Origin of the sequence: Gordonia caeni (assembly GCF_039537105.1) — a bacterium.
GTDB classification, from domain to species: domain Bacteria; phylum Actinomycetota; class Actinomycetes; order Mycobacteriales; family Mycobacteriaceae; genus Gordonia; species Gordonia caeni.
In genome coordinates, this window is the sequence record NZ_BAAAZW010000005.1 from 210,440 (window position 1) to 234,277 (window position 23,838).

General features: G+C 69.5%; 24 protein-coding genes and 1 pseudogene. 18 read left to right on the forward strand and 7 right to left on the reverse strand.

Annotated elements, in window-relative coordinates; all coding sequences use genetic code 11:
* Nucleotides 1–122: 122 nt before the first annotated feature.
* Nucleotides 123–1,506, reverse strand: a pseudogene (locus ABD732_RS09985) (IS1380 family transposase).
* Nucleotides 1,507–1,641: 135 nt separating this feature from the next.
* Here ABD732_RS09985 and ABD732_RS09990 point away from each other — a divergent pair.
* From ABD732_RS09990 to ABD732_RS10010, 5 genes are all read left to right on the forward strand, one after another.
* Nucleotides 1,642–2,025, forward strand: a complete 384-nt coding sequence (locus ABD732_RS09990) for a hypothetical protein (protein WP_344783179.1) — start codon at nucleotides 1,642–1,644, stop codon at nucleotides 2,023–2,025.
* Nucleotides 2,022–3,251, forward strand: a complete 1,230-nt coding sequence (locus tag ABD732_RS09995) for a CaiB/BaiF CoA transferase family protein (RefSeq protein ID WP_344783181.1) — start codon at nucleotides 2,022–2,024, stop codon at nucleotides 3,249–3,251. The genes ABD732_RS09990 and ABD732_RS09995 overlap by 4 nt, the downstream gene beginning before the upstream one ends.
* Before the next feature lie 5 nt (nucleotides 3,252–3,256).
* Nucleotides 3,257–4,162 (forward strand): beta/alpha barrel domain-containing protein, encoded by a 906-nt coding sequence (locus tag ABD732_RS10000; RefSeq protein WP_344783497.1) that lies wholly within the window; start codon nucleotides 3,257–3,259, stop codon nucleotides 4,160–4,162.
* A gap of 42 nt (nucleotides 4,163–4,204) precedes the next feature.
* A complete protein-coding gene (locus ABD732_RS10005) occupies nucleotides 4,205–4,978 on the forward strand; it encodes an HAD-IIB family hydrolase (RefSeq protein ID WP_344783183.1) in 774 nt (257 codons plus the stop codon).
* A gap of 141 nt (nucleotides 4,979–5,119) precedes the next feature.
* Entirely contained in the window at nucleotides 5,120–6,007 is an 888-nt protein-coding gene (locus ABD732_RS10010; protein WP_425553027.1) for an intradiol ring-cleavage dioxygenase, read from the forward strand.
* 13 nt (nucleotides 6,008–6,020) lie between these two features.
* Here ABD732_RS10010 and ABD732_RS10015 read toward each other — a convergent pair whose 3' ends face one another.
* A complete protein-coding gene (locus ABD732_RS10015) occupies nucleotides 6,021–6,791 on the reverse strand; it encodes a tyrosine-protein phosphatase (RefSeq protein WP_344783187.1) in 771 nt (256 codons plus the stop codon).
* A 151-nt stretch (nucleotides 6,792–6,942) separates the two neighbouring features.
* Between ABD732_RS10015 and thyX the strand changes: the two genes are divergently transcribed.
* The 6 genes from thyX to ABD732_RS10045 all read left to right on the forward strand — a co-directional run bounded on the left by thyX (nucleotide 6,943) and on the right by ABD732_RS10045 (nucleotide 15,256).
* The gene (thyX, locus tag ABD732_RS10020) at nucleotides 6,943–7,692 is read left to right on the forward strand and encodes an FAD-dependent thymidylate synthase (RefSeq protein ID WP_344783189.1); all 750 of its coding nucleotides are present in this window, start codon (nucleotides 6,943–6,945) and stop codon (nucleotides 7,690–7,692) included.
* Nucleotides 7,693–7,730: 38 nt separating this feature from the next.
* Nucleotides 7,731–8,636: a 4-hydroxy-tetrahydrodipicolinate synthase gene (gene dapA / locus ABD732_RS10025; RefSeq protein ID WP_344783191.1), complete on the forward strand. Its 906-nt coding sequence runs from the start codon at nucleotides 7,731–7,733 to the stop codon at nucleotides 8,634–8,636.
* A complete protein-coding gene (locus tag ABD732_RS10030) occupies nucleotides 8,636–10,495 on the forward strand; it encodes a ribonuclease J (RefSeq protein WP_344783193.1) in 1,860 nt (619 codons plus the stop codon). Before dapA ends, ABD732_RS10030 begins: the two co-directional genes overlap by 1 nt.
* Nucleotides 10,496–10,505: 10 nt before the next feature.
* Nucleotides 10,506–11,138 (forward strand): TIGR03085 family metal-binding protein, encoded by a 633-nt coding sequence (locus tag ABD732_RS10035; RefSeq protein WP_344783499.1) that lies wholly within the window; start codon nucleotides 10,506–10,508, stop codon nucleotides 11,136–11,138.
* An 83-nt stretch (nucleotides 11,139–11,221) separates the two neighbouring features.
* Entirely contained in the window at nucleotides 11,222–14,056 is a 2,835-nt protein-coding gene (locus ABD732_RS10040; protein ID WP_344783195.1) for a DNA translocase FtsK, read from the forward strand.
* 204 nt (nucleotides 14,057–14,260) lie between these two features.
* Complete coding sequence (locus ABD732_RS10045) at nucleotides 14,261–15,256, forward strand: TerC family protein (protein WP_344783197.1); 996 nt, start codon at nucleotides 14,261–14,263, stop codon at nucleotides 15,254–15,256.
* Here ABD732_RS10045 and ABD732_RS10050 read toward each other — a convergent pair.
* Together ABD732_RS10050 and ABD732_RS10055 are read right to left on the reverse strand one after the other, a co-directional pair.
* Nucleotides 15,216–15,500, reverse strand: a complete 285-nt coding sequence (locus tag ABD732_RS10050) for a YciI family protein (protein ID WP_344783199.1) — start codon at nucleotides 15,498–15,500, stop codon at nucleotides 15,216–15,218. The genes ABD732_RS10045 and ABD732_RS10050 overlap by 41 nt on opposite strands.
* Nucleotides 15,501–15,524: 24 nt before the next feature.
* A complete protein-coding gene (locus ABD732_RS10055; RefSeq protein ID WP_344783201.1) occupies nucleotides 15,525–16,058 on the reverse strand; it encodes an amino-acid N-acetyltransferase in 534 nt (177 codons plus the stop codon).
* A gap of 73 nt (nucleotides 16,059–16,131) precedes the next feature.
* Here ABD732_RS10055 and pgsA point away from each other — a divergent pair, with 73 nt between their 5' ends.
* The 7 genes from pgsA (at nucleotide 16,132) to ABD732_RS10090 (ending at nucleotide 21,159) form a co-directional block, all read left to right on the forward strand.
* Entirely contained in the window at nucleotides 16,132–16,725 is a 594-nt protein-coding gene (pgsA, locus tag ABD732_RS10060; RefSeq protein ID WP_344783203.1) for a CDP-diacylglycerol--glycerol-3-phosphate 3-phosphatidyltransferase, read from the forward strand.
* A 183-nt stretch (nucleotides 16,726–16,908) separates the two neighbouring features.
* Nucleotides 16,909–17,196, forward strand: a complete 288-nt coding sequence (locus ABD732_RS10065) for a helix-turn-helix domain-containing protein (RefSeq protein WP_344783205.1) — start codon at nucleotides 16,909–16,911, stop codon at nucleotides 17,194–17,196.
* A 61-nt stretch (nucleotides 17,197–17,257) separates the two neighbouring features.
* Nucleotides 17,258–18,046 carry a PspA/IM30 family protein gene (locus tag ABD732_RS10070; RefSeq protein WP_425553019.1) on the forward strand — a complete coding sequence of 263 codons (789 nt, stop codon included), beginning with the start codon at nucleotides 17,258–17,260 and terminating at the stop codon, nucleotides 18,044–18,046.
* A gap of 14 nt (nucleotides 18,047–18,060) precedes the next feature.
* Nucleotides 18,061–19,266, forward strand: coding sequence for a glycosyltransferase (locus ABD732_RS10075; protein ID WP_344783207.1), 1,206 nt, complete (start codon nucleotides 18,061–18,063; stop codon nucleotides 19,264–19,266).
* The gene (locus ABD732_RS10080) at nucleotides 19,257–19,451 is read left to right on the forward strand and encodes a DUF3046 domain-containing protein (RefSeq protein ID WP_344783209.1); all 195 of its coding nucleotides are present in this window, start codon (nucleotides 19,257–19,259) and stop codon (nucleotides 19,449–19,451) included. Before ABD732_RS10075 ends, ABD732_RS10080 begins: the two co-directional genes overlap by 10 nt.
* Before the next feature lie 171 nt (nucleotides 19,452–19,622).
* Nucleotides 19,623–20,666, forward strand: coding sequence for a recombinase RecA (gene recA, locus ABD732_RS10085; RefSeq protein WP_344783211.1), 1,044 nt, complete (start codon nucleotides 19,623–19,625; stop codon nucleotides 20,664–20,666).
* 4 nt (nucleotides 20,667–20,670) lie between these two features.
* Nucleotides 20,671–21,159, forward strand: a complete 489-nt coding sequence (locus tag ABD732_RS10090; protein WP_344783213.1) for a regulatory protein RecX — start codon at nucleotides 20,671–20,673, stop codon at nucleotides 21,157–21,159.
* Nucleotides 21,160–21,187: 28 nt separating this feature from the next.
* On the opposite strand, the gene ABD732_RS10095 is transcribed toward ABD732_RS10090, so the two are convergent.
* From ABD732_RS10095 to ABD732_RS10105, 3 genes are read right to left on the reverse strand one after another with little or no spacing between them, the layout of a single operon-like run.
* Nucleotides 21,188–22,120 (reverse strand): amino acid ABC transporter permease, encoded by a 933-nt coding sequence (locus ABD732_RS10095; protein ID WP_344783215.1) that lies wholly within the window; start codon nucleotides 22,118–22,120, stop codon nucleotides 21,188–21,190.
* Nucleotides 22,117–22,800, reverse strand: a complete 684-nt coding sequence (locus tag ABD732_RS10100; RefSeq protein ID WP_344783217.1) for an amino acid ABC transporter permease — start codon at nucleotides 22,798–22,800, stop codon at nucleotides 22,117–22,119. The genes ABD732_RS10095 and ABD732_RS10100 overlap by 4 nt, the downstream gene beginning before the upstream one ends.
* Nucleotides 22,801–23,838 (reverse strand): glutamate ABC transporter substrate-binding protein, encoded by a 1,038-nt coding sequence (locus tag ABD732_RS10105; protein WP_344783219.1) that lies wholly within the window; start codon nucleotides 23,836–23,838, stop codon nucleotides 22,801–22,803.

Genomic DNA, 23,838 nt, shown 5'->3' on the forward strand with positions numbered 1-23,838 from the left:
AACGCCGTCGCCGAGCCGTTTCGGGCTGATTTCGTGGTCGAGGCATGGTTGGGGCCCGGTTGTCGCGCCGGGTGTGCGGGTTCCAGGGGTCCTTCGGGGTCGTCGGGGCAGAGGTCCGGCAGTTAGCCGAACGCGGTGCGTATTCGGTGCCAGCCTGCAGCGATGGCGCTCGCCCAGCGCCAGGTTTTGTCGATACGCAGGTGAATCTGTCGTGCGCTGCGGGTGATGCGGGCAGCCACGTGCAGCACGCGATAGCGGAACGCGGCGATCTCAACGAGCCAGCACCGGGTCGCCACCGAAGGCGATGAGTTTGGTCCAGGCGATCAAGTCGGTGGCCATCATGACGGCCTCGAGCCAGGCAGCGTTCTCGCTGAACCCGCGGCAAGGCAGGTTGCGCAGTCCGGTGGCTTTGGCCTGCCGGATACGGTCCTCCACGCGGGCGTGCTGGCGGTGACGTAGCTCCAGGCCGGCGATATTTCCGCCGACCACTCCGGGTGGGGCGTCGGTGAGGAACGCGGTGATCCGCATCCCGTCCGAGTCGGTGAACGTCAACTGCGCCCCGGGGTGCGGGCGCTCTTTGCGCAGGATCAACCGCGACCCGTCCGGCCACGCCGACAGATCGATGTTGGCGGTCACCTCGGTCACCCAGGCGCCGTCCCGGATCCCGCTTGAGGTGTCGATGGCCGGGTACCAGCACTGCTCAGGGATGCCGTCGACGAACTTCTTGATACGAAAATCGACCGGGAATCCGAAGGAGAATCCGACCCCACGCTCGCGGCACGCGGCAGCAAACGCGCGGGTGGCGCCGGCTGAATCCGAGCGGGCCAGCACCCGTGGGCCACCGGGATCACCAGGGGTGGGACGAGCGTGTGCAGGTAGTGAAGCCAGCGCCATGTCCAGGACCTGGATGTGGTCGGCAGCGGTGTTGGAGCCAGCATTGCCCGGTCGGAGCAGCCCGCCCAGTGCCTCCCCGCCAGCAATGTCGGGCCGGTCCAGAAATGCCAGTAGCGGGTGGAACCCGAAGGTGCGTTTCCACGTCGCGGCCGCGTTCTCTTTCTCGCTATGGGCGACGGTGATCGTGGCATCCAGATCGATGCACAACTCACGGCTCAAATCGGGGCCGGCGCCCGCGGCCCACGCCGCTTGCCGGGCTGCGGCCCGCGCGGCGCGCACCGCCGGAAGATGCTCGGCATCGACTCGGTCCAGCACCCGCCACGCCGTCGGCATCGAAGCCACCGCCCCGAATACGTCCTCGCGATCACCCAGGACACCGATCCCGGTGATCGCCCCCGCGCCATCAGCGACCGCCACGGCCAGATCGGTCAGTACCTGGCCCGGGGAATGGACCCACGGCCCGCGGTAGGTATCTGCCAAAGCGTCATCGAGGGCAGCGACCAGGCCTGTGTGGCCGGCTAACTCCCGCAGCATCCCCAACCCGGCGTGCGAAACCACGCCCGACCCGTCCGCACTGACCTTCAACCGCCGAAATGACCCGCTAGACTTCACCTGGGAAGTGCTCCTCGAACTGAACCGATGTGGACCTTAGACAAGTCACATCATCCCAGCTCCGGAGCACTTCCCACATCATTTCCGGACCCTCACCTCATGCCCCACGTGAAACACCGAGGCTAGGCTGGCAGCGTGAACACCTTGCAGATCGTCGCCCGTCAGGTCAACCGCGTGGTGGCGCCGATGCTGAAGCTGCCGGTGGCCCGGTCGTTGCTGGGCCGCTCGATGACCGAGATCACCTACACCGGACGCAAGAGCGGCACCACGTTCCGGCTGGTCGTGAGCTATCGGCGCCGCGGTGACGACGAGGTGGTGATCGGCGTCGCCATGGCGGACAAGAAGACCTGGTGGCGCAACTTCTATCCGGACCCGGCGCCGATCCTGATCCGGCTCGACGGCCTCGACCGGGCCGGCACCGCCGTGGCCACGTGCACCGACAGCGGTACCTCCGTCCGGATCATCTTGCAGCCCTTGGGAATCGCCGACGCCGAGCACGGCCGGGGCGGCGACCGATGACCGGTGCCGCCGCCCAGCGCTTCCCCCTCGACGGCGTCCGCGTGCTGGAGCTCGGGAGCTACATCGCCGCTCCGTCGGCCGGCCGGCTGCTCGCCGACTTCGGTGCCGAGGTGATCAAGATCGAGCGTGAGAGCGGCGATGAACTGCGCAACTGGCGGCTGTACGCCGGCGAGACGTCCATGCTGTTCCGCACACTCAACCGGAACAAGAAGTCGATGGTGCTGGACCTGCGCACCGAATCCGGCCGCGAGGACGTCCGCCGGCTGGCGGCGCAGTGCGACGTGGTGGTGGAGAACTTCCGCCCGGGCACGCTGGAGAAGTGGGGGCTCTCGCCGGCCGAGCTCAGCCGCGACAATCCCGATCTGATCGTCGTCCGGATCTCGGCGTTCGGGCAGACCGGTCCGTACGCCGAACGGCCGGGCTTCGCCGCCGTCGCCGAGGCCTACGGCGGCTTCCGCGAACTGGTCGGCGACCCGGACCGCCCGCCGGTGCGCGTCGGGGTCTCCATCGGGGACTCGATCGCCGGGCTGTACGGGGCTTTCGGCGCGGTGATGGCCCTCTACGACGGTTTGCGGCGCCGCGACGCCTCGCCGGACCCGCTGCCGTTGGACGACCGGATCGTCGACGTCGCGCTGCACGAGGCTATCTTCTCGATGATGGAGTCGCTGATCCCCGATCTGGATGCCTACGGCGTCCGCCGGGAGCGGACCGGCGGCCGGATGCAGGGCATCGCACCGTCGAACGCCTACGTGTGCGCCGACGGTCTCTCGGTGGTGATCTCCGGCAACGCCGACGCGATCTTCGGGCGCTACATGCAGGTGATCGACCGGCCCGACTTGGCCGGCGACCCGCGGCTGACCGACAACGACGGCCGCTGGACGCACCGCGACGAGATCGATGCGGCGATCGGCGCGTGGACCGGTGCCCGCACCCGCGAGGAGGTCCTGGCCGCGATGGAGGCCGCGGGGGTGCCCGCCGGCCCGATCTACACCGCGGCCGACATCGTCGCCGACCCGCAGTACCGGGCACGGGACATGATTCAGGAGTTCGACGTCGACGCCGGCGGCGACGGCCCCACCCGGGTCGGTTTCCCGGGCATCGTGCCGGTGCTGGGTGGACGATCGCTGCCGATCCGATCGCTGGGACCGGAACTGGGGGAGCACACCGACGAGATCCGCGCGCGGCTGCTGCCGGACGGCTCCGGCGGCGAGGAGGGACAACCGTGAACGAACTGATCCTGCGTGACGTCACGCTCCGCGACGGACTGCAACTGGCGGGCAAACTGCTGGACACCGGGGAGAAAGTGGCGCTGATCCGGCTGCTGCTGCAGGCAGGCGTCCCCGAACTGGAGATCGGCTCGATGGCGCGCGGGGACCTGGTGCCGCCGATGGCCGACACACCGGAGGTGATCGCCGCGCTCACGCCGGAGGAGCTGGAGCGCTGCTGGATCTGGGTGGCGACTCCGCGTCACGTCGTCAAGGCGGCGGCCGCCGGTGCCCGCAACTTCCAGTACTGCCTGTCGGTCTCCGACGCCCACAACCGGGCGAACATCGGCCGGACCGCCGAGGCGAGCGTGGCCGCCATGCCCGAAGCGGTGAACCATGCCACCGACGTCGGCGGCCGGATCCAGCTGACCCTCGCCACCGCGTTCACGTGCCCGTTCGACGGCCCCGTCGACCCGGACCGGGTACTGCAGATCATCGGCGATCCGCGGACGGCAGGAAGTGACGACGTGGTGTTGGCCGACACCCTGGGACAGGCCGCGCCGGCCCAGGTTCAGGACCTGTTCGAGGCGGCGGCTCCGGTCGCCGGCAACCGGCGTCTGGTGTTCCACGGACATGACACGTGGGGAATGGGCGTGGCGAATTCGCTTGCCGCACAACGCGGTGGAGCCACCGTGGTCGACGGTGCACTGGGCGGGCTGGGCGGCTGCCCGTTCGCCCCCGGAGCCAGCGGCAACACGGCGACCGAAGACCTGCTGTTCGCGACGCAGCCGTCGTACCTGACCCCGGAGGTCTTCGGCACCCTGGTGCGCGCCGGCGAAGACCTGCTCGCCCGGCTCGGCGAGCGGCCGCGCTCGCGGGCGGCCGAGGGGGCCCGATCGGAGGCGCGGGCCTTCGGCTGGGTGATCAGATAGCCGTGCGCGGCCCGGTCCGGGCGCCTGGCTAAGCTGACGCGCATGGCTGACGGACTGACCCACAACGGCAAGACCTACCGACTCGTCATGTTCGATCTGGACGACACGCTCGCCCCGTCGAAGACCGCGATGAGCGATCAGATGGTCGAACTGTTCCGCGACATGCTCGGCGTCTCGCTCGGCTGCATCATCTCCGGTGGGCAGATGGGCCAGTTCCAGAGCCAGGTGCTCGACCGTCTCGGCGAGTTCGACGACCGCGCCAACCTGCACCTGATGCCGACCAACGGCACCCGCTACCTGCGCTGGGAAGACCCGGAGTGGGTCACCGTCTACGCCGAGGACCTGACCGACGACCAGAAGTCGCGGGCACTGGCGGTGGTCGAGGCCGGCGCCCGCGAACTCGGGCTGTGGGAGTCCCAGACGTGGGGCCCGATCCTGGAGGACCGGGGCAGCCAGATCACCTTCAGCGCCCTGGGGCAAGCCGCGCCGGTGGACGCGAAGTCCGCGTGGGACCCCGACGGCCGCAAGAAGGAGGCGCTGCGCGCCTACGCGGCGGAGCGGCTGGGCGACCTGGAGGTCCGCAGCGGTGGATCCACCTCGGTGGACATCACCGCCAAGGGCATCGACAAGGCGTACGGGGCCCGCCGCCTGATGGAGCTGCTGGACCTGACGACCGACGACATCCTGTTCTTCGGTGACCGGCTGGACGAGGGCGGCAACGACCGTCCGGTCCAGGACCTGGGCATCGATTCGATCCCGGTCCACGGCTGGGAGGACACCTACGCCAAGCTCGCCGCGATCGTCCGGGGCGATTAGCCGCCGGGTCCCAGGCGACCCACAGCGACCTGACAGGAACTCCGCTTAGGGTTCGCTGGCATGCACGCACGTTTCGGGAAGACCCGCCACGAACTGCCCCCGGAGAACCGCCCCGTGGACGGGGCGGTGTCCAGACGCGGGATGCTGCTCGGCACCGGAGCCCTGGGGCTGGCCGGGGTGCTCGCCGCGTGCGGCACCGACGACGGGGCGCCGTCCGGGTCGACGAGCGGCTCGGCGCAGGCCGCAGCGACCGGGGACCACGAGCTCCTCAACGAGTTGCTGGCGCAGGCGCCGCAGTGCCCCACCACCAGCGAGGAGACCGAGGGGCCGTACTGGTTCGACGTCGACCGCATCCGCGCGGACATCCGGGAGGACCGCGAGGGAGTACCGCTGGCGCTGGCCCTGCGCGTGGTGGACCTGGACAACTGCCGGGTCGATGGCGACCCGGCGCCGGTCAGCGATGCCGTGGTCGAGATCTGGCACTGCGACGCCGAAGGCAACTACTCGGGCTTCGAAGCGAACTCCGCCTCGTCCGGCGGTCCCGGCGGGGGACCACCCGGCGGCGCGCCGCCCGCCGGCGAGCGGCCCTCCGGACAGCCGCCCGCCGGTGGCCCCGGTGGACCCGGCCCGGGCGGCGACGGCGGCGGGACGCTCTCCGACGGCTCGTACAGTTCGGGCGACCGCGAGTCCACCACCTCGGACGAGAAGACTTACCTGCGCGGCGCGCAGTCCACGGACTCGTCTGGGATCGCCCGCTTCACCAGCATCTATCCGGGTTGGTACTCCGGCCGCACGGTGCACATCCATCTGCGCGTGCACCTGAACAAGACCACGGCCCGCACCAGTCAGCTGTACTTCGACGACGACCTCAACGATTCGGTCTTCGCGGCCCGTCCGTACAGCGGGCACCCCGATCGGGACACCCGCAACGACACCGACGGCATCTACGACGCGACCGGACTGCTCAAGGCCGAACAGGACGGCGGCACCGTCTACGCGGCGGTGAACCTCGGCATCACGCGGACCTGAGCGCGAGCGAACCTCAGGCGAGCACGGCGCTGCGGATACGCGAGATGTCGGCATCGCTCAGCCGCAGGCCCTTGTGCAGGTACCCGTCGAAGCTGCCGTACATGCGGTCGGCGTGTGCGAAGGCGCCGCGAAGCCAGTTGACGTCGGTGCCGTTGTGGCCCGCGAGGAAGTCGGCTTCGATCGTCTTCATGTCCGCGCCGGCGATCCGCAGCAGGACGGCCGAGGCCCAGCCGGTGCGATCGCGCCCGGCCGAGCAGTGGATCAGGATGGAATCGCCGGCCTCGCCGGCCTTGGCGACCTCGAGCAGGGTGGTGCGGTAGGCCTCACGCGCGCCGGGGTTGTCGACGAAGGTCCGGTACATGCCGGGGAAGTCGGCCGAGCCCGCCAGCGGCGCGAGCGCCATCACGTCGGCCCGGACCACCCGGGCACCCGGGACGACCCGGTTGGGCTTGAGCTGGGTCTCGACGACGGTGCGCAGGTCGACGATGGTGGTCACGTCGCGACGTCTCAGTTCGGCCAGGCCGGCGTTGTTCAGGTTCTGCAGGTCACCGCTGCGGATCACGCGGTCGCCCAGGGCGCGGCCGTCGGCGGTCCGGTAGTCGGCGAAGGTGCGCGCGTCGTAGACGCCGCCGATCTGCACGCGTTCGGCGGCGGGGGCCGGTGCCTGCTGGGAGGGCACCGCCTGCGCGGGAGCGGTGCCGACCACGAGCGGGGCCAGGCCGACCGCTGCGGCGACGGTGAGGCCGGCTGCGCGGCGGATGATCGCGGTACGGGTGGAAGTCATCAGAGGGGCTGCTCTCGACGTCGGAACCAGGTTGACAATTATCGCCGAGTGTAACTGCGGTGGGCTGAGGGTCCCAAGCGTCCGGCGGGCCGGGCATACTGACTACGGCCCGGCGAGCACTGGGCCGCGACGAGAACGGGAGTGTCACAACGTGTCCGAGCTGGTACCGCTGAAGGTGCAACTGGTCGCGTCGACCAGCTTCGACGTCCCCGACGTGCCCTGGTCGACCGATGCCGACGGGGGAGAAGCCCTGATCGAGTTCGCCGGCCGTGCCTGCTACGAGAGCTGGGACAAGCCGAATCCGCGGACCGCGACCAATGCCGGGTATCTGCGGCACGTCCTCGAGGTGGGGCACACCTCGCTCTTCGAACACGCCAGCGCCACCTTCTACATCACCGGGATCTCGCGGTCGTGCACGCACGAGTTGATCCGGCACCGCCACTTCTCCTACTCGCAGCTGTCGCAGCGGTTCGTCCCCGAGCACGATGCGAACGTGGTGGCCCCGCCGGCGATCCGCGGCGATGCGGAACTGGAGGCGCTGTTCCTGGCCGCCACCGATGCGAGCCGGGCGGCCTACGCCGAACTGCTGCACCGCCTCGAGGACAAGTTCGCCGGCGTTCCGAACGCGATCCTGCGGCGCAAGCAGGCCCGGCAGGCGGCCCGGTCGGTGCTGCCGAACGCGACCGAGACGCGGATCGTGGTGACCGGCAACTACCGCGCGTGGCGCCACTTCATCGGTATGCGCGCCACCGAACATGCGGACACCGAGATCCGGGAGCTGGCCGTGGCCTGTCTGCGCCGCCTGACCGACCTGGCGCCGACAGCTTTCGGGGACTTCGAGATCGGTGAACTGGCCGACGGCTCCGAGGTCGCCACCTCGCCTTTCGTCTTCGAGGGCTGAGCGACTACTCACCGGTCAGGTGCGGTAGCGTGAACGCCATGATTTCGCCTGCCACGGGGCCCGATGCGGCGCCCTTCGGAACGAACGCCGTCGCCATGGTCACCCCGTTCGACTCCGGCGGCAAGCTGGACCTGGACAAAGCAGCTGAATTGGCCGTTCACCTGGTCAATCGAGGCCTCGACGCCCTCGTCGTCTCCGGTACCACCGGAGAGTCGCCGACCACCACGCCGGCGGAGAAGAACGCGCTGCTGCGCACGGTTCTGGACGTCGTCGGCGACCGGGCGCGCGTGATTCAGGGTGCCGGCAGCTACGACACCGCCGAGACGATCCTGCGCGCCCGGGAGGCCGCCGAGATCGGCGCCCACGGCCTGCTGATCGTGACGCCGTACTACTCGCGGCCACCGCAGCGCGGGATCCTGTCGCACTTCTGGTCGGTCGCCGATGCCACCGACCTGCCGATCATGCTGTACGACATCCCGCCGCGATCGGTGGTCCCGATCGAGGCCGAGACCATCCTCGCGCTGGCCGAGCACCCCAACATCCGGGCGATCAAAGACGCCAAGGGCGACCTGCACCAGGCCGGCAAGATCATGGCCCGCACCGACCTGCAGTATCTCAGCGGCGAGGACGCCCTGAATCTGCCGTGGCTGGCGCTGGGCGCAGTGGGCTTCGTCAGCGTCATCGGGCATCTGGTGCCCGACCGGATGGCGGCCATGCGCGATGCGGTCGCCGCCGGAGACCTCGCGACCGCTCGCAAGCTCAGCCAGTCGATGCTCCCGTTGGTGGACGCGATGGCGCTCACCGGCGGCGTGACCATGGTCAAGACCGCACTGCGGCTGACCGGCCTGGACGTGGGCGAGCCGCGCCTGCCACAGGTGCCGGCGACCCCGGCGGAGATCGAACAGATCCTCGTCCTCCTTCGCCAAGCAGAGGTGATCTCCTGATGACCGGTCCGGGACGCTCGCAGCGTCGTCGTTCGTCGCGCAAGTCCGGCCCGCCGGCTGCCGACGCACCGCAGACCAAGGGCAAAGACAAGCGCGAGCGCGGCGCGCCGCACCCGGCCGCCGAAGCCGCCACCGGCTCCGGCGTGACCGGCGACCTGCTCGAACGGCTGCCGTCGCCGCCGCCGCTGCCCAAGGGCGGTCTGCGCCTGGTGGCTCTCGGCGGTATCGGTGAGATCGGCCGCAACATGACCGTCTTCGAGTACGACGGCCGCCTGCTCGTGGTGGACTGCGGTGTGCTGTTCCCGGAGGACCAGCAGCCCGGCGTCGACCTGATCCTCCCGGACTTCCGGTACATCGAGGACCGGGTGAAGGCCATCGACGCGATCGTCCTGACCCACGGTCACGAGGACCACATCGGCGCCGTGCCCTTCCTGCTGAAGTTGCGCCCGGACATCCCGGTGGTGGGCTCGAAGTTCACACTGGCGCTGGTGGCGGCCAAGTGCCGCGAGCACCGGTTGCGCCCCACCCTGATCGAGGTGCGCGAGGGCGACCGCCAGAGCTACGGCCCGTTCGACTGCGAGTTCTTCGCGGTGAACCACTCCATTCCCGATGCGCTGGCGGTGGCCATCCGCACCCCGGCCGGTCTGGTGCTGCACACCGGCGACATCAAGCTCGACCAGTTGCCGCTGGACAACCGGCTCACCGACCTGGCCGGATTCAGCCGGCTCGGCGACGAGGGCGTCGACCTGTTCCTGGTCGACTCGACCAACGCCGAGGTGCCGGGCTTCGTCACTCCCGAACGGGAGATCGGCGGCGTGCTCGACACGGTGATCGGCAAGGCCAATCAGCGCGTGATCGTCGCCTCGTTCGCCAGCCACGTGCACCGCATCCAGCAGATCGTCGACGTGGCCCACCGGCACGGCCGCAAGGTCACCTTCGTGGGTCGCTCGATGGTCCGCAACATGCAGATCGCCCAGGAATTGGGGTATCTGCACGTCCCCGAAGGCGTCGAGGTGGACATCGACAGGGCGGCGACGCTGCCCGACGACAAGGTTGTGCTGGTGACCACCGGCTCGCAGGGCGAGCCGCTGTCGGCGCTCTCGCGCATGGCGCGCGGGGAGCACCGGCAGATCAACATCCGCGCCGACGACCTGGTGGTCCTGGCCTCCTCGCTGATCCCCGGCAACGAGAACTCCGTCTTCGCCGTGGTCAACGGGCTCGCCAAGCGCGGCGCCACGGTCATCACGCAGGCCAGCGCCAAGGTGCACGTCTCCGGACACGCCTCGGCCGGGGAACTGCTGTACCTGTACAACGCGGTGCGGCCGTCCAACGCCATGCCCGTGCACGGTGAGTGGCGGCACTTGCGCGCCAACGCCGCGCTGGCCGAGGCCACCGGCGTTCCGGCCGATCGCATCGTGCTGGCCGAGGACGGGGTGACCGTCGACCTGGTCGACGGACGCGCCCGGATCTCCGGCAAGGTGCCGGTGGGCTTCGTCTACGTCGACGGCCTGTCGGTCGGCGACGTGAGCGAGTCCACCCTGTCGGACCGGCTGGTGCTCGGCGAGGGCGGCTTCATCGCCATCACCGTGGCCGTGGACGAGCGGACCGGTCGCGCGGTCAGCCGCCCGCAGATCTCCGGCCGCGGCTTCTCCGACGCCCCCGGGGCGCTCTCGGATGCCGCCGACCTGGTCGACAAGACCCTCGTCGAACTGGCGGACGACGGAGTGACCGACGCCCACCGCATCGCGCAGGGCATCCGCCGGGTGGTCGGGCGCTGGGTGGCGCAGAAGTACCGCCGCCGGCCGATGATCGTACCCACGGTGATCGAAGTGGACTCCGCGGACGGGTCCGGCGACTGACATGAGCAAGGTGAATCTGGCTCAGACCGAGCGCGCCGGACTGGTGGAGGCCCTCCGGCTGGCCGGGTCGGATGCACCGACGCTGTGCACCGGCTGGGACACGCGCGATCTGGCCGTTCACGTGCTCCTGCGTGAGCGGCGGATCGATGCCACGGCGGGCATGTTCGTGCCGCCGCTGGCCGGCTGGACTGGCCGCGTCACCCGCGCCTACCGAAGTCGCGAGTACGACGATCTGCTCGCCGACATCGCGGCCGGGCCGCCCTGGTATTCACCGTTCGCCCGGCCCGACAAGTTCCTCAATCTGGCCGAGATGTTCGTGCACCACGAGGACGTGCTGCGCGGCGGTGCCGATGCCGCCGGGCCCTGGGTTCCGCGGAAGCTGCCGCCGGGGCTCGACGAGGCGCTGGTTCTTCCACTGAAGACGGTGGGCCGGCTCACCATGGGCAAGTCGCCCGCCGCTGTCACGCTGACCACGCCCGACGGTCGTGCGCTGCTCTCGGTCGGCAAGGGCGCGCCGGTCACCGTCACCGGCTCGGTGGGGGAACTGCTGCTGTTCGCGTTCGGTCGGGCGCCGGTCGACGTCGCCCTGACCGGCGACGATGAGGCCGTCGATCGTCTTCGGAACGCTGCGCGCGGCCTGTAGACGATCACAACTTCGACACGACGCACAGGCCGTCAGTGTTGCGGGTGTGACTGGTGTGAACCGAAGGCACTAGGCTGAGAGCCATGGCTTCTCAGGCAAGCACGCGCAGTCGCACGTCCGCGTCCGGTCGCGGCGGCAGTTCTCAGGGCCGGGGTTCGAACACCGGTGGCGGCAAGACCAGTGGCGGCAAGGCTGGTGGATCCCGGTCCACCGCTGCGCGCGGCGGCGGTACCCGGTCGGCGACGTCCACGCCCCGCCGCTCGAACGCGCGCGGCGGTTCCCGGCCCCCGGCCCGGGCCAATCATTCGCAGGAGATGCACCACCGGCCGTCCACCGTGGGGACGCTCGGCCGCGGCCTGGGCCGCGGTATCGGCGCCACCTGGAATCTGGCGGCCCGCGGTCTCGGCGGTGCGGCCCGGATGGGACTGTCGCCGCAGGTCGATCCGGATGATCCCGAGTTCACGATCGAACACGAGCGGTCCCCACGTCGGGACGGCACCGCCCTGGCCCTGACTCTGCTGGCCGCACTGATCATCGCCGGCGTCTGGTTCGGCGCGCTCGGCGCGCTCGGCGCCTTCGTCGACGCCCTGGTCCGCTACGGAATCGGTTCGCTCGCCTACCTCTTGCCCCTGGTCCTGCTCGGCGTCGCCGTCGCGCTGATGCGTCGCGGCGCCAACCTGTCGCGGCGTCTGCGGAACGTCGGCGGCGGCCTCCTGCTGGGCCTGTCCATGCTGGGGCTGGCGCACCTGCTGCTCGGGGCACCGGCAGACTCGGCCGCACGCGCCGGTGCGGCGGGTTTCCTGGGCTATGCGCTGGGCTCGCCGCTCACCCAGGCGGTCACCGTCTGGGTCTCGGTGCCCGTCCTGCTCTTCTGCGGTGTCGCAGGGCTGATCGCCCTCAGCGGCCGCACCGTGCGCGAACTGGTCGACGGCGCCTCGGAGTACCTCGGCATCGGTGTCTACCGCGACGCCGAATCCGACGAGTACGACGACGAGTACGACGAGTACGACGAGTACGGCGACGAGGACCCGGAGTACGACGACGAGGACCCGGCGCCCGAGACCGGGGGCCGCGGCGTGGTCGCCGACCCCGACGCGGAGCCGGATTGGGGCGACCCCTACGACAACTATCCGCCCGACGAGCGCCGCCGCCCGACGGAGCGGTCCCGGCGCCGCACGGCGCCCGCGGAGCGCCCGGAACGGCGGCCGGCCCGCCCGACGGCCGGCGCGGCCCGCGACCGGCACATGCCCGATCTGCAGACCGAGCCCCTCCTGGACACCCCGGTGGACCGGCAGGTCACCGAGCCGATCGGTCCTCTGGTCACCCCGGCGCCCGAACCGGCACCCGAACCCAAGCCGGCCGCCCAGCGCAAGGCGGCCGCCAAGCGCAAGCCGGCGGCCCCGGCGCCGACCGGCGACTCCGGCTACCGGCTGCCGCCGACGGATCTGCTGATCGACGGCGACCCGCCCAAGCGGGGCAGCTCCGCCAACGACGACATGATCGACCGCATCAACGGGGTGCTGGAGCAGTTCAAGGTGGATGCGGCCGTCACCGGCTACACCCGCGGTCCGACCGTCACCCGGTACGAGGTGGAACTCGGTCCCGCGGTGAAGGTGGAGAAGATCACCCAGCTGCAGCGCAACATCGCCTACGCCGTCGCCACCGACAACGTGCGGCTGCTGGCCCCCATCCCGGGCAAGTCGGCGGTCGGCATCGAGGTGCCCAACGCCGACCGCGAGATGGTGCGCCTGGCCGATGTGCTCAACGACGACCACGCGGCCGCCGACGACCATCCGATGCTCATGGGCCTCGGCAAGGACATCGAGGGCGATTTCGTCAGCGCCAACCTGGCCAAGATGCCGCACCTGCTCGTGGCCGGTTCCACCGGCTCGGGCAAGTCGAGTTTCGTGAACTCGATGCTGGTCTCGCTGCTGACCCGGGCCACCCCGGACGACGTGCGCCTGATCCTCATCGATCCCAAGATGGTGGAACTGACCCCGTACGAGGGGGTGCCGCACCTGATCACGCCGATCATCACCGAACCCAAGAAGGCGGCCGCCGCGCTCGCCTGGCTGGTGGAGGAGATGGAGCAGCGCTACCAGGACATGAAGGCCTCCCGGGTGCGTCACATCAACGATTTCAACGCCAAGGTGCGGTCCGGCGAGATCACCACCCCGCTCGGCTCCGAACGCGTGTACACGCCGTACCCGTACATCCTGGCCGTGGTCGACGAGCTCGCCGACCTGATGATGACCGCACCGCGGGACGTCGAGGAGGCGATCGTCCGGATCACCCAGAAGGCGCGTGCCGCCGGCATCCACCTGGTGCTGGCCACGCAGCGCCCGTCGGTGGACGTGGTGACGGGGCTGATCAAGACCAACGTGCCGTCTCGGCTGGCGTTCGCCACCAGTTCGCTCACCGACTCGCGGGTCATCCTGGATCAGCCGGGCGCCGAGAAGCTCATCGGCATGGGCGATGCGCTGTTCTTGCCGATGGGGGCCAACAAGCCGATCCGCATGCAGGGCGCGTTCATCAGCGACGAGGAGATCAGCGCCGTCGTCGAGTTCACCAAGGAACAGTCCGAGCCCGAGTTCGTCGAGGGCGTCACCGCCGCCAAGGCAGGGGACAAGAAGGACATCGACGCCGACATCGGCAACGACCTCGATGATCTCCTGCAGGCCGTGGAACTGGTGGTGTCCAGCCAATTCGGCTCCACGTCCATGCTGCAGCGGAAACTGCGCGTCGGCTTCGCCAAGGCCGGCCGCCTGATGGACCTGATGGAGACCCGCGGCGTCGTGGGGCCCAGCGAGGGCTCCAAGGCCCGCGAGGTGCTGGTGAAGCCGGAGGACCTGGCCGGGGTGATCGCCTCGATCACCGGCGGGGGCGACGACCGCGACGGCGAGGAGCCGCCCTTCTGACGGTGCCGGGTGCGGGCCCGCGTAGGATGGGCCGCACGATCTAGGAGGGGAGTATCCCCCCGACGGCGATCTCGTCAATACGGCCGCGTGCGGCCGGTGTGCCGATCACACCGGACCAGCGCAGCCCGGGACGCCGGTCCGCTCCGCGGATGGGAGAGACCTCCAGCATCGCTTCCTTAGAGTTGCGCGCTGGAGGCCACGACCGTGGATGTTTCGTTATTGACCTGGGTGATCACCTGCGTGGTGATCGCCGGGCTGTTCGTCTTCGACTTCTTCTCGCACGTACGGGTGCCGCACGATCCCACGCTGCGCGAGTCCGGATTCTGGTCGGCGGTCTACATCTCGCTCGCCCTGGCCTTCGGCGGCTTCGTGTGGTGGCAGTGGGGCAGCACCTACGGCGGGGAGTACTTCGCGGGCTTCGTCACCGAGAAGGCCCTGTCGGTGGACAACCTGTTCGTCTTCGTCATCATCATGACCAGGTTCATGGTGCCGCGGATCTACCAGCAGAAGGTGCTGCTGCTGGGCATCGTGATGGCGCTGGTGATGCGCGCCGGCTTCATCGCCGTCGGCGCCGCGGCGATCGCCGCCTACAGCTGGGTGTTTTACCTGTTCGGGATCTTCCTGCTGCTGACCGCGGTGAAGCTGATCACCGAGAGCGACGAGCCGGTGGCGCACGAGCGCCACCGGGAGGGCCGCATCGAGCGGTTCGCCCGGCGCTTCCTGCGCACCACCGACGTCTACGACGGCGACCGCCTGCTCACCCGGATCGACGGGCGCCTGATGGTCACCCCGCTGATGATCGTGCTGATCGTCATCGGCTTCACCGACGTGCTGTTCGCGCTGGACTCGATCCCGGCGATCTACGGCCTCACCCAGGAGCCGTACCTGGTGTTCACGGCCAACGCCTTCGCGCTGATGGGGTTGCGCCAGCTGTACTTCCTGCTGGGCGGCCTGTTGGACAAGCTGATCTACCTGTCGTACGGGCTGTCGCTGATCCTGGCGTTCATCGGCGTGAAGCTGGTGCTGCACGCGCTGCACGAGAACACACTGGGCTTCATCAACGGCGGCGAGCCCGTTCCGGTGCCGGAGATCTCCACGCCGGTGAGCCTGGGCGTGATCGGCGGGACCCTGGTGGTCACCACCGTCGCCAGCCTCGTGGTCAGTCGCCGAAGGGGCCGTAGAGGTTCGACCACGCCTTGATCCGGGTGTCGTCGATGGCGCCGGCCAGGGCGAACGGGTCGTGCGCCAGGACCTCGGCGGCCGCGGCCTCGTCGTCGGCGCGCAGCACCAGCAGAGCGCCGGAGCCGTCGTGGTAGGCGCCCACCATCAGCACCACGCCCGCCTCGTGACCGGTCTGCAGCCACAGGCGGTGGGCGGGACGGTGCTCGTCACGCAGGGTGGCGCGGTCGGGGTGGTAGGTGTATTCGACGGCGAAAGTGGGCATGGCCACGACCCTACTGGAGCAGCCTCACAGCAGAACCAGCATCCGGGTGTTGCCGAGCGTGTTGGGTTTGACGAAGCTCAGGTCCAGGAACTCGGCGACACCGGTGTCGTACGACCGGCACATCTCCTCGAAGACCTCATGGGTCACCGGGGTGCCGTCGATCTCGGTGAACCCGTGGCGGCTGAAGAACTCCACCTCGAAGGTCAGCACGAAGACCCGGCGCAGTTCGAGCTCGCGGGCCACCTCGAGCAGCCGGGTCACCAACCGGTGGCCGATCCCGCGGCCGCCGGCGGCCGGGTCGACGGCGACGGTGCGGACCTCGCCGAGGTCGGCCCACATCACGTGCAGCGCACCGCAACCGACTACGCGCCCGTCGACGGAGGCCACCCAGAACTCCTGTACCGACTCGTACAGGGTCACCAGGTTCTTGCCCAGCAGGATCTTGCCCGCGTAGACGTCGATCAGCTCCTTGATCCGCGGCACGTCCGAGGTCCGGGCGCGGCGCACCGTGACCCCGTTCGCCTCGACGGGGGGCTCGGCAGGCTGCGGAGTGGACATGGATCAAGAGGATAGACCCAGACCCGGTGCGCCCGCGGGGACAGGCACAAGAGCGGGCCGATAGTCTGGCGGGGTGACCGAACCGATCCCCGACGCGCAGGTACCGGTGCAGACCGCTCCCGTGCTGAATCTGGCCAACGGGCTGACGGTTTTCCGGATTCTGCTGGTGCCGGTGTTCGTCGTCGTCCTGTTCGTGGCCGATGGTGCCGAACCGGCGTGGCGGATCGCCGCCTTCGTGATCTTCGCGGTCGCGGCGATCACCGATCAGCTCGACGGGCGGATCGCCCGGTCGTGGGGCCTGGTCACCGATTTCGGCAAACTCGCCGACCCGATCGCCGACAAGGCGCTGATCGGGGCGGCACTGCTGAGTCTGTCGATCCTCGGCGTGGTCCCGTGGTGGATCACCGTCGTCATCCTGGTGCGCGAGATCGGGATCACGGTGCTGCGGTTCGCCGTGATGCGGCGCGGGGTGATCGCGGCCAGCCAAGGCGGCAAACTCAAGACCCTCCTGCAATCGATCGGCATCGGGCTGCTGGTGCTGCCGTTGGAGGGCGTCGCCTTCGACGTGGCGATGTGGATTCTGTATGCGGCGGTGGCGGTCACGGTGCTCACCGGACTGGACTACCTCTGGCGGGCCACGCTGGGCCGGCGCCACGCCGCCGAGTGAACGCAGGAGGGGTGAACGGGAACAATCCGGGGGTGTCCGCGGTTGTTCTTCTGGTGAAGAGTAGGCATGTCCGCCGTCGGCATGTGAGGTGAAATTCCGATAAGGTCAACGGCACAGACTCGTCGGGGTACGCACCGGGACGGTGCGGCCGCGGCGAGGTGAACGAGTGAGAAGGAGTGGTCGTTGGCACTACTGCTGCGTGAGGCGCTCGGCGACGAACTGCGCCGGCTCCGGACGGACCAGGGACGCACCCTGCGCGAGGTCTCGACCTCGGCACGGGTCTCGTTGGGCTACCTGTCCGAGGTGGAACGCGGTCAGAAGGAAGCCTCCAGCGAACTGCTCGCAGCCATTTGCGATGCGCTCGACGTCCCGGTCGGCGCGGTGCTGACCCAGGTCGGCAGCGTGATGACTCCGCCGGTCATCGAGGTGCTGACCGCGGAGACCCGCGCCGGCGCACTTGCGGCGGCCTGAGCTGATCGACGCTGTAATGTCCATTCCCGACACGCTCTGCAACTAAAGGGGAAATCCGAAGATGGCGAATCCGTTCGTGAAGCTGTGGCGCTACCTCAGCGCATGGGGCAACGACACCATCGATCAGCGCGCCGACCCGCGGATCCAGATCGAACAGGCCATCGGCGACGCGCAGCGGCAGCACGAGGCACTGTCCAAGCAGGCGGCCGCGGTGATCGGAAACCAGCGCCAGGTGGAGATGCGCCTGAACCGGCAGCTGGAGAAGATCGAGCAGCTGCAGAGCAACGTGCGCCAGGCGCTGACGCTGGCCGACCAGGCCTCCGCCGCCGGTGACGCACGAAAGACCAACGACTACACCAACGCCGCCGAGGCCTTCGCCGCCCAGTTGGTGACCGCCGAGCAGAGCGTGGAAGACCTGAAGGTGCTGCACGACCAGTCGCTGACGGCCGCGCAGTCGGCCAAGCAGGCGGTCGAACGCAACGCGATGGTGCTCAAGGGCAAGCTCGACGAGCGCACCAAGCTGCTCGGTCAGCTGGAGCAGGCCAAGATGCAGGAGCACGTCAGCTCCTCGCTGAACCAGATGAGCGAGCTGTCGGCGCCGGGCAACACCCCGAGCTTGGATCAGGTGCGTGAGAAGATCGAACGGCGCTACGCGAACGCACTCGGCTCGGCCGAGCTGGCCCAGGATTCGGTCAGCGGCCGGATGATGGAAGTGGAGCAGGCCAGCGTCCAGATGGCCGGCCACGCCCGGCTGGAGCAGATCCGCGCCAGCATGGGCATCGAGGCCGCCCCGGCGCCCGGCCAGGTGGAGGCCGGCGAGAGCGACAAGCAGGGTCAGGCCGACAGCTGAACCGGCTGGCCTTCGTGGCCGGCTCGGATGCCGGTCACGCCTTCACTGCACTCGGATTGGCCGCCGCCTTCGCCGCGGCCGGCGATCAGACCGTGGTCTACACCGGCACTCGCTGGCTCGATGCCGCCGCACGGCGCGGCCTGACGGTCCGGGAACTTCCGGGACTGGCGGTGCGCGACGACGAGGACGATTCCGACGCCGGCGCCAAGCTGAGTTCCCGTGCTTCCCGAATGGCTCTGGAACTGGCGCCGATGCTGGCTCTCGACGGCACCGACCTGGTGTTCAGTGATGCGATCACCCTGGCCGGCGGCTGGGCCGCCGAGCTGACCGGCGTGCCATGGATCGAGCTGTCCCCGCACCCGTTGTACGAGCAGTCGCGGGGCCTGCCGCCCATCGGCGCGGGTATGCCCGCGGGCATCGGAGTGACCGGGCGACTGCGAGACACCGTGCTGCGGACGATGGCAGCACCGTCGCAGGCCCGGGGCCGGGCGCAGCGCGCTCGGGCGCGCACCGCGATCGGGCTGTCGCCGGAGCCCGAGCCGGCCGCGCGCTTCGTGGCCACCCTCCCCGGACTGGAGGAGCCGCGCCCGGACTGGCCCGAGCGCACCCACCTGATCGGTCCGCAGTTCTTCGAGCCGACCGACGACGAGTTCACGATTCCCGACGGGGACGGACCGCTGGTGGTGGTGTGCCCGTCGACCGCCGCCTCCGGCAGCGATCAGCTCACCCCCGTCGCCCTGGCGGCGCTGGCCGCCCTGGGGCGCCGACGGCCGCTGCGCGTGGTCTATTCGGCACTGGAGCCGCCCCCCGCCACGGCCGAGCAGCCGGTCGGCCTGGTCGCCGGACTGGGCCGGCAGGATCTGCTGCTGGCCCGTGCCGACCTGGTGATCTGCGGGGGCGGTCACGGCTTGCTCGCCAAGGCGCTCTCGGCGGGGGTGCCGGTGGTGACCGTGCCCGGTGGGGGAGACCAGTGGGAGCTGGCGTGCCGGGTCCAGCGGAGCGGGGCCGGCGAACTCGTCCGCCCAGTGACCCGCGACGGGCTGGAAGCGGCGGTACGCGCCGTGCTCGACGGCGGCGAGCACGCCGCGGCGGCCGCCGCGATCGCCGGCACCGCCCGGCAGGTGTGTGACCCGGTGGCCACCGCGCACCGACTGCTGGACCGGCGATCGGTGGATCAGAGACTGGTGGACCGGCGACGGGGGGAGGACGCATGCGGCTGACCGAGTTCACCGAACTCATGCACACCACCTTCGGCCAGCGCACGGCCGATGCCATGCTGCTGGACCACGCGATCCTGGACCTGGGCAGTCGCACCGGGGCGCAGGCGATCGAAGAAGGCGTCGACCCGCGCCGCGTGTGGCGGGCCCTGTGCCGGGATTTCGAGGTTCCGCCCGAGCGCTGGTAGCGCATCCGGCGTGTCGACTTGCACTCGAACACGTGTTCGCTGATGCTTGTAGGGAACCGAACGGGACTCCGCAGCGTCGAATATTCACCGGAGAAGCCGGCCGGTACGGATTTGTCGGAGGGTGCTCGTACGTTGTCGACATCACCGGCACGCAGAGGAACGAGGAAGACCATGGCACTGTCAGCGGATCGCGAGAAGGCGCTCGATGTGGCGCTCGCGCAGATCGAGAAGAACTACGGCAAGGGTTCGGTCATGCGGCTGGGCGAGGACGACCGTCCGCCCATGGAGGTGATCCCCACCGGATCGGTCGCCCTGGACATCGCGCTCGGCGTGGGCGGCCTGCCCCGCGGCCGCGTCGTCGAGATCTACGGTCCGGAGTCGTCGGGCAAGACCACCGTCGCCCTGCACGCGGTCGCCAGTGCGCAGGCCGCCGGCGGCGTCGCGGCGTTCATCGACGCCGAGCACGCCCTGGATCCCGAATACGCGGCCAAGCTGGGCGTCGACGTCGACGCGCTGCTGGTCTCGCAGCCGGACACCGGTGAGCAGGCCCTGGAGATCGCCGACATGCTGATCCGCTCGGGCGCCCTGGACATCCTCGTCATCGACTCGGTGGCGGCACTGGTGCCCAAGGCGGAGATCGAAGGCGAGATGGGCGACAGCCACGTCGGGCTGCAGGCCCGGCTAATGAGTCAGGCGCTGCGCAAGATGACCTCGGGCTTGAACAACTCCAACACCACCGCGATCTTCATCAACCAGCTGCGCGAGAAGATCGGTGTCATGTTCGGCTCCCCGGAGACCACCACCGGCGGCAAGGCGCTGAAGTTCTACGCGTCGGTCCGGCTGGACGTGCGCCGCATCGAGACGCTGAAGGACGGGACGGATGCCGTGGGCAACCGCACCCGTGTGAAGGTGGTCAAGAACAAGGTGGCCCCGCCGTTCAAGCAGGCCGAGTTCGACATCCTGTACGGCCACGGCATCAGCCGTGAGGGCTCGCTGATCGACATCGGCGTCGCCGAGGGCTTCATCCGCAAGTCCGGCTCGTGGTTCACCTACGAGGGCGACCAGCTGGGCCAGGGCAAGGAGAACGCCCGCAAGTTCCTGCTGGAGAACCCGGACATCGCCGCCGAGGTGGAACTGAAGATCAAGAGCAAGCTGGGCATCGGACCGAACCTGGCCGACCTGGACGAGCCGGTGCCGGCGCCGGTCGACTTCTAGCTCCGTGTCCGACGCGACGGGCCCGTCCGCCTGGGATGCCGCACTGCGGCTGCTGGGGGTGCGGGCCCGCAGTCGTGCCGAGATCGCCGACCGGCTGACCCGCCGCGGCTTCGACCCCGAGACGATCGACGGCGTCCTGGAGCGCCTGGAGGCCTCCGGGCTGATCGACGACGGCGACTTCGCGCAGCAGTGGGTGCGGTCCCGGCACGCGCACTCCGGTCGCGGCCGGCTGGCGCTGCGGCGGGAACTGCGTACCAAGGGCGTCGCCGACCACCTGATCGACGACGCCCTGGCCGAGATCGAGCCCGAGGACGAACGCGCTCAGGGCGCCGCGCTGGCGGCGAAGAAGCTCGCGACGTCCTCCCTGGACCTGAACGACGCCGCCGACCGGGCGAAGGCCTACCGCCGTCTGAGCGGGGCGCTCGGCCGCCGCGGCTTCCCGCCGGACGTGATCTCGTCGGTGGTGAGCCAGGCCCTGCGCGAGGCGCGCTGAGCCGCCGGTCCACCAGCGCCCCGCCGCGTCAGAAGCGGCGGTCGTCGTGGTTGGGTCGGAGCGGATGCCCGGTACCGCTGAAGCCCGGCACGTTCTCGGCGGCCTTGAGGTCGGCGACGTCCGGGTCGGGCGCGTCGGTCTTGCGCCGGCCACCGCGCAGCCGCAGCTCCAGGTAGTTCGCCAGCCCGGTGAGGCAGAAGTTGATCACGATCATGATCGCGGCCACCACCAGCAGCGACGGCAGATAGTTGCCGAAGTACGAGCCCACCTTCATACCGGAGCGGACCACCTCGATGTAGCCGATGGCGTAACCGAGGGCGCTGTCCTTCAGTGCGATGACCATCTGGGCGACCAGCGCCGGCAGCATGGCGGTGACCGCCTGCGGCAGCAGCACCAGCCACATGGTCTGCGACTTGCGCAGACCGATCGACTGGGCGGCCTCGGTCTGCCCGCGGGGCAGCGACTGGATGCCGGCGCGGAGGATCTCGGCGAGCACCGACGCGTTGTAGATGGTGAGGCTGAAGACCACCGCGGCGAAGGCCAGCTGCGACGACGGGAACAGCGCGTACGCCGCGAACAGGAAGTACATGAAGTAGATCAGGATCAGCACCGGGATGGCGCGGAAGCCCTCCACCAGGATCGTGCACGGCACCCGGACCCAGGCGTGATCGGAGAGTCGTCCGATACCCAGGAGGGTGCCCACCACGATCGCCAGCACGATCGACAGCGCGGCGGCCTTGATGGTGCCCCACAGACCGGGCAGGAGCCAGGTGGTCCAGGTGGTCCACTGGATGAAGGGCTCCCACTTCTCGCCGGTCAGCTGACCGTTGCCGGCCAGCACGGCGATCACCCAGGCCAGCAGCGCGATCACGGCGACGCCGAAGACCACGGCCAAGAGACGATTGCGCAGCCGCGCCCGCGGGCCGGGGGCGTCGTAGAGAACTGTTGCCTGCGTGCTCATCGCTTGACCGCCCAGCGCTTAGCCGCCCAGCCGAAGAGTGCGCCTTCGGCGAGCGTGATGATCATGAATCCGATCGCGAACACGGCGAAGATCGCCAGGATCTGATCGGAGTAGTTCTCCAGTTCCTCCTTCATCAGCAGGGCGGCCTCACCCACACCGATCACCGACGCGATCGTGGTGTTCTTGGTGAGGGCGATCAACACCGATCCCATCGGCGCGATCACCGCCCGCAGTGCCTGCGGCAGCACCACCAGACCGAAGGTCTGCGGGAAGTTCAGGCCGATGGAACGGGCCGCCTCGGCCTGTCCCAGCGGCACCGTGTTGAAACCGGCGCGCAGCGTCTCGCACACGAACGTCGAGGTGTACAAGATGAAGCCGAGCACCGCGAGCCGGAAGTTGTTGTTGGCGATGAAGTCCGAATTGTCCTGCGCGAGGGTCAGTCCCAGGTTCTGGTACAGCCCGACCGAGCACAGCAGGATGATCAGCGTGAGCGGGGTGTTGCGGACCACGTTGACGTAGCCGGTGGCGAACCAGCGCATCACCGGGACGGGGGACACCTTCATACCCGCCAGCAGCACGCCCCAGATGAGGGAGCCGATCGCGGACCAGAAGGTCAGCTGGATGGTGAGCCAGAAGGCGGGCCACAACTGCGGCCCCATCTCCTGCCAGAGGTCGCTCATCTACTTCGCTCCTTCCGGGCACGGGGTGGGCTCGGCGTCGAGGAAGCTGAGGTCACCGGGGTTCGGGGTGAACACGTACTGGGAGCCGGGCGCGTCGGCGCGGGCGACCATCTCGTCGACGGTCTGATCGCCGAGTTCGGCGCGCAGACTCTGTTCCCAGGGGGACTGGCTCTGCCCGGCGGGCACGGTCATCATCTCCCGCAGCGCCTCGTTGACCTTCACGACCGCCTCCGGATAGTCCTTGGCCATGCCGATGCCGTAGTACTCGGTGGAGAACGGGGTGCCGGCGGTCTTCCACGCGTCGTTGACGCAGATGTCGACCGGATAGGTCATCGGGACCAGCCGGAACTCGTCCGGCCACCGGTTGGAGTAGCCGGCCAGGATCACCTCGTCGGTGGTCATCGCGTCGACCTTGTCGCGGCGCAGGGCCTCGACGCACGACGAGTAGGAGTCGTACTCCTGCAGCTGCACGTCCGGCAGCAGGTTCTTCACGTTCTGGGCCGGGGTGGAGCCGGCCACCGAGCACAGCTTCTTGCCGTTCAGGTCGGTCAGCGAGGTGATGTCCTCGTCGTCGTCACGGACCAGCAGCCCCTGATAGGTGACCAGGTAGGGACCCGCGAAGTCGACGTCCTTCATCCGGTTGGTGGTGATGGAGTAGGTCGCGGCGATGGTGTCGACCTCGCCGTTGCGGATGAAGGTCTCGCGCTGGGCCGACGGCGTCTCCTTCCAAGTGACGTCCGGGTGCGGGACGCCCAATCGGTCGGCGATCTGGTTCACCACGAAGGTCGACACCGTCGCATCGAAGCCGGTGATGTCGCCGCCCGGGTTCTGCAGGCCGAGTCCGGGCTGGTCGAACTTGGTGCCCAGCGTGACGTGACCGCCGCGGATGTCGGCGATCAGGTCCCGCGGACCGGAATCGCCACAAGCGGTGAGCAGCCCGGCCAGCAGGGCGAGGGCGCCAACCAGGCCGGCGAGGCGCGCCGCGCGGCGGCGGCCCGGGGCCGGGCGTCCGGGAGTGGGGGAGGTGCGGGCCGCCAT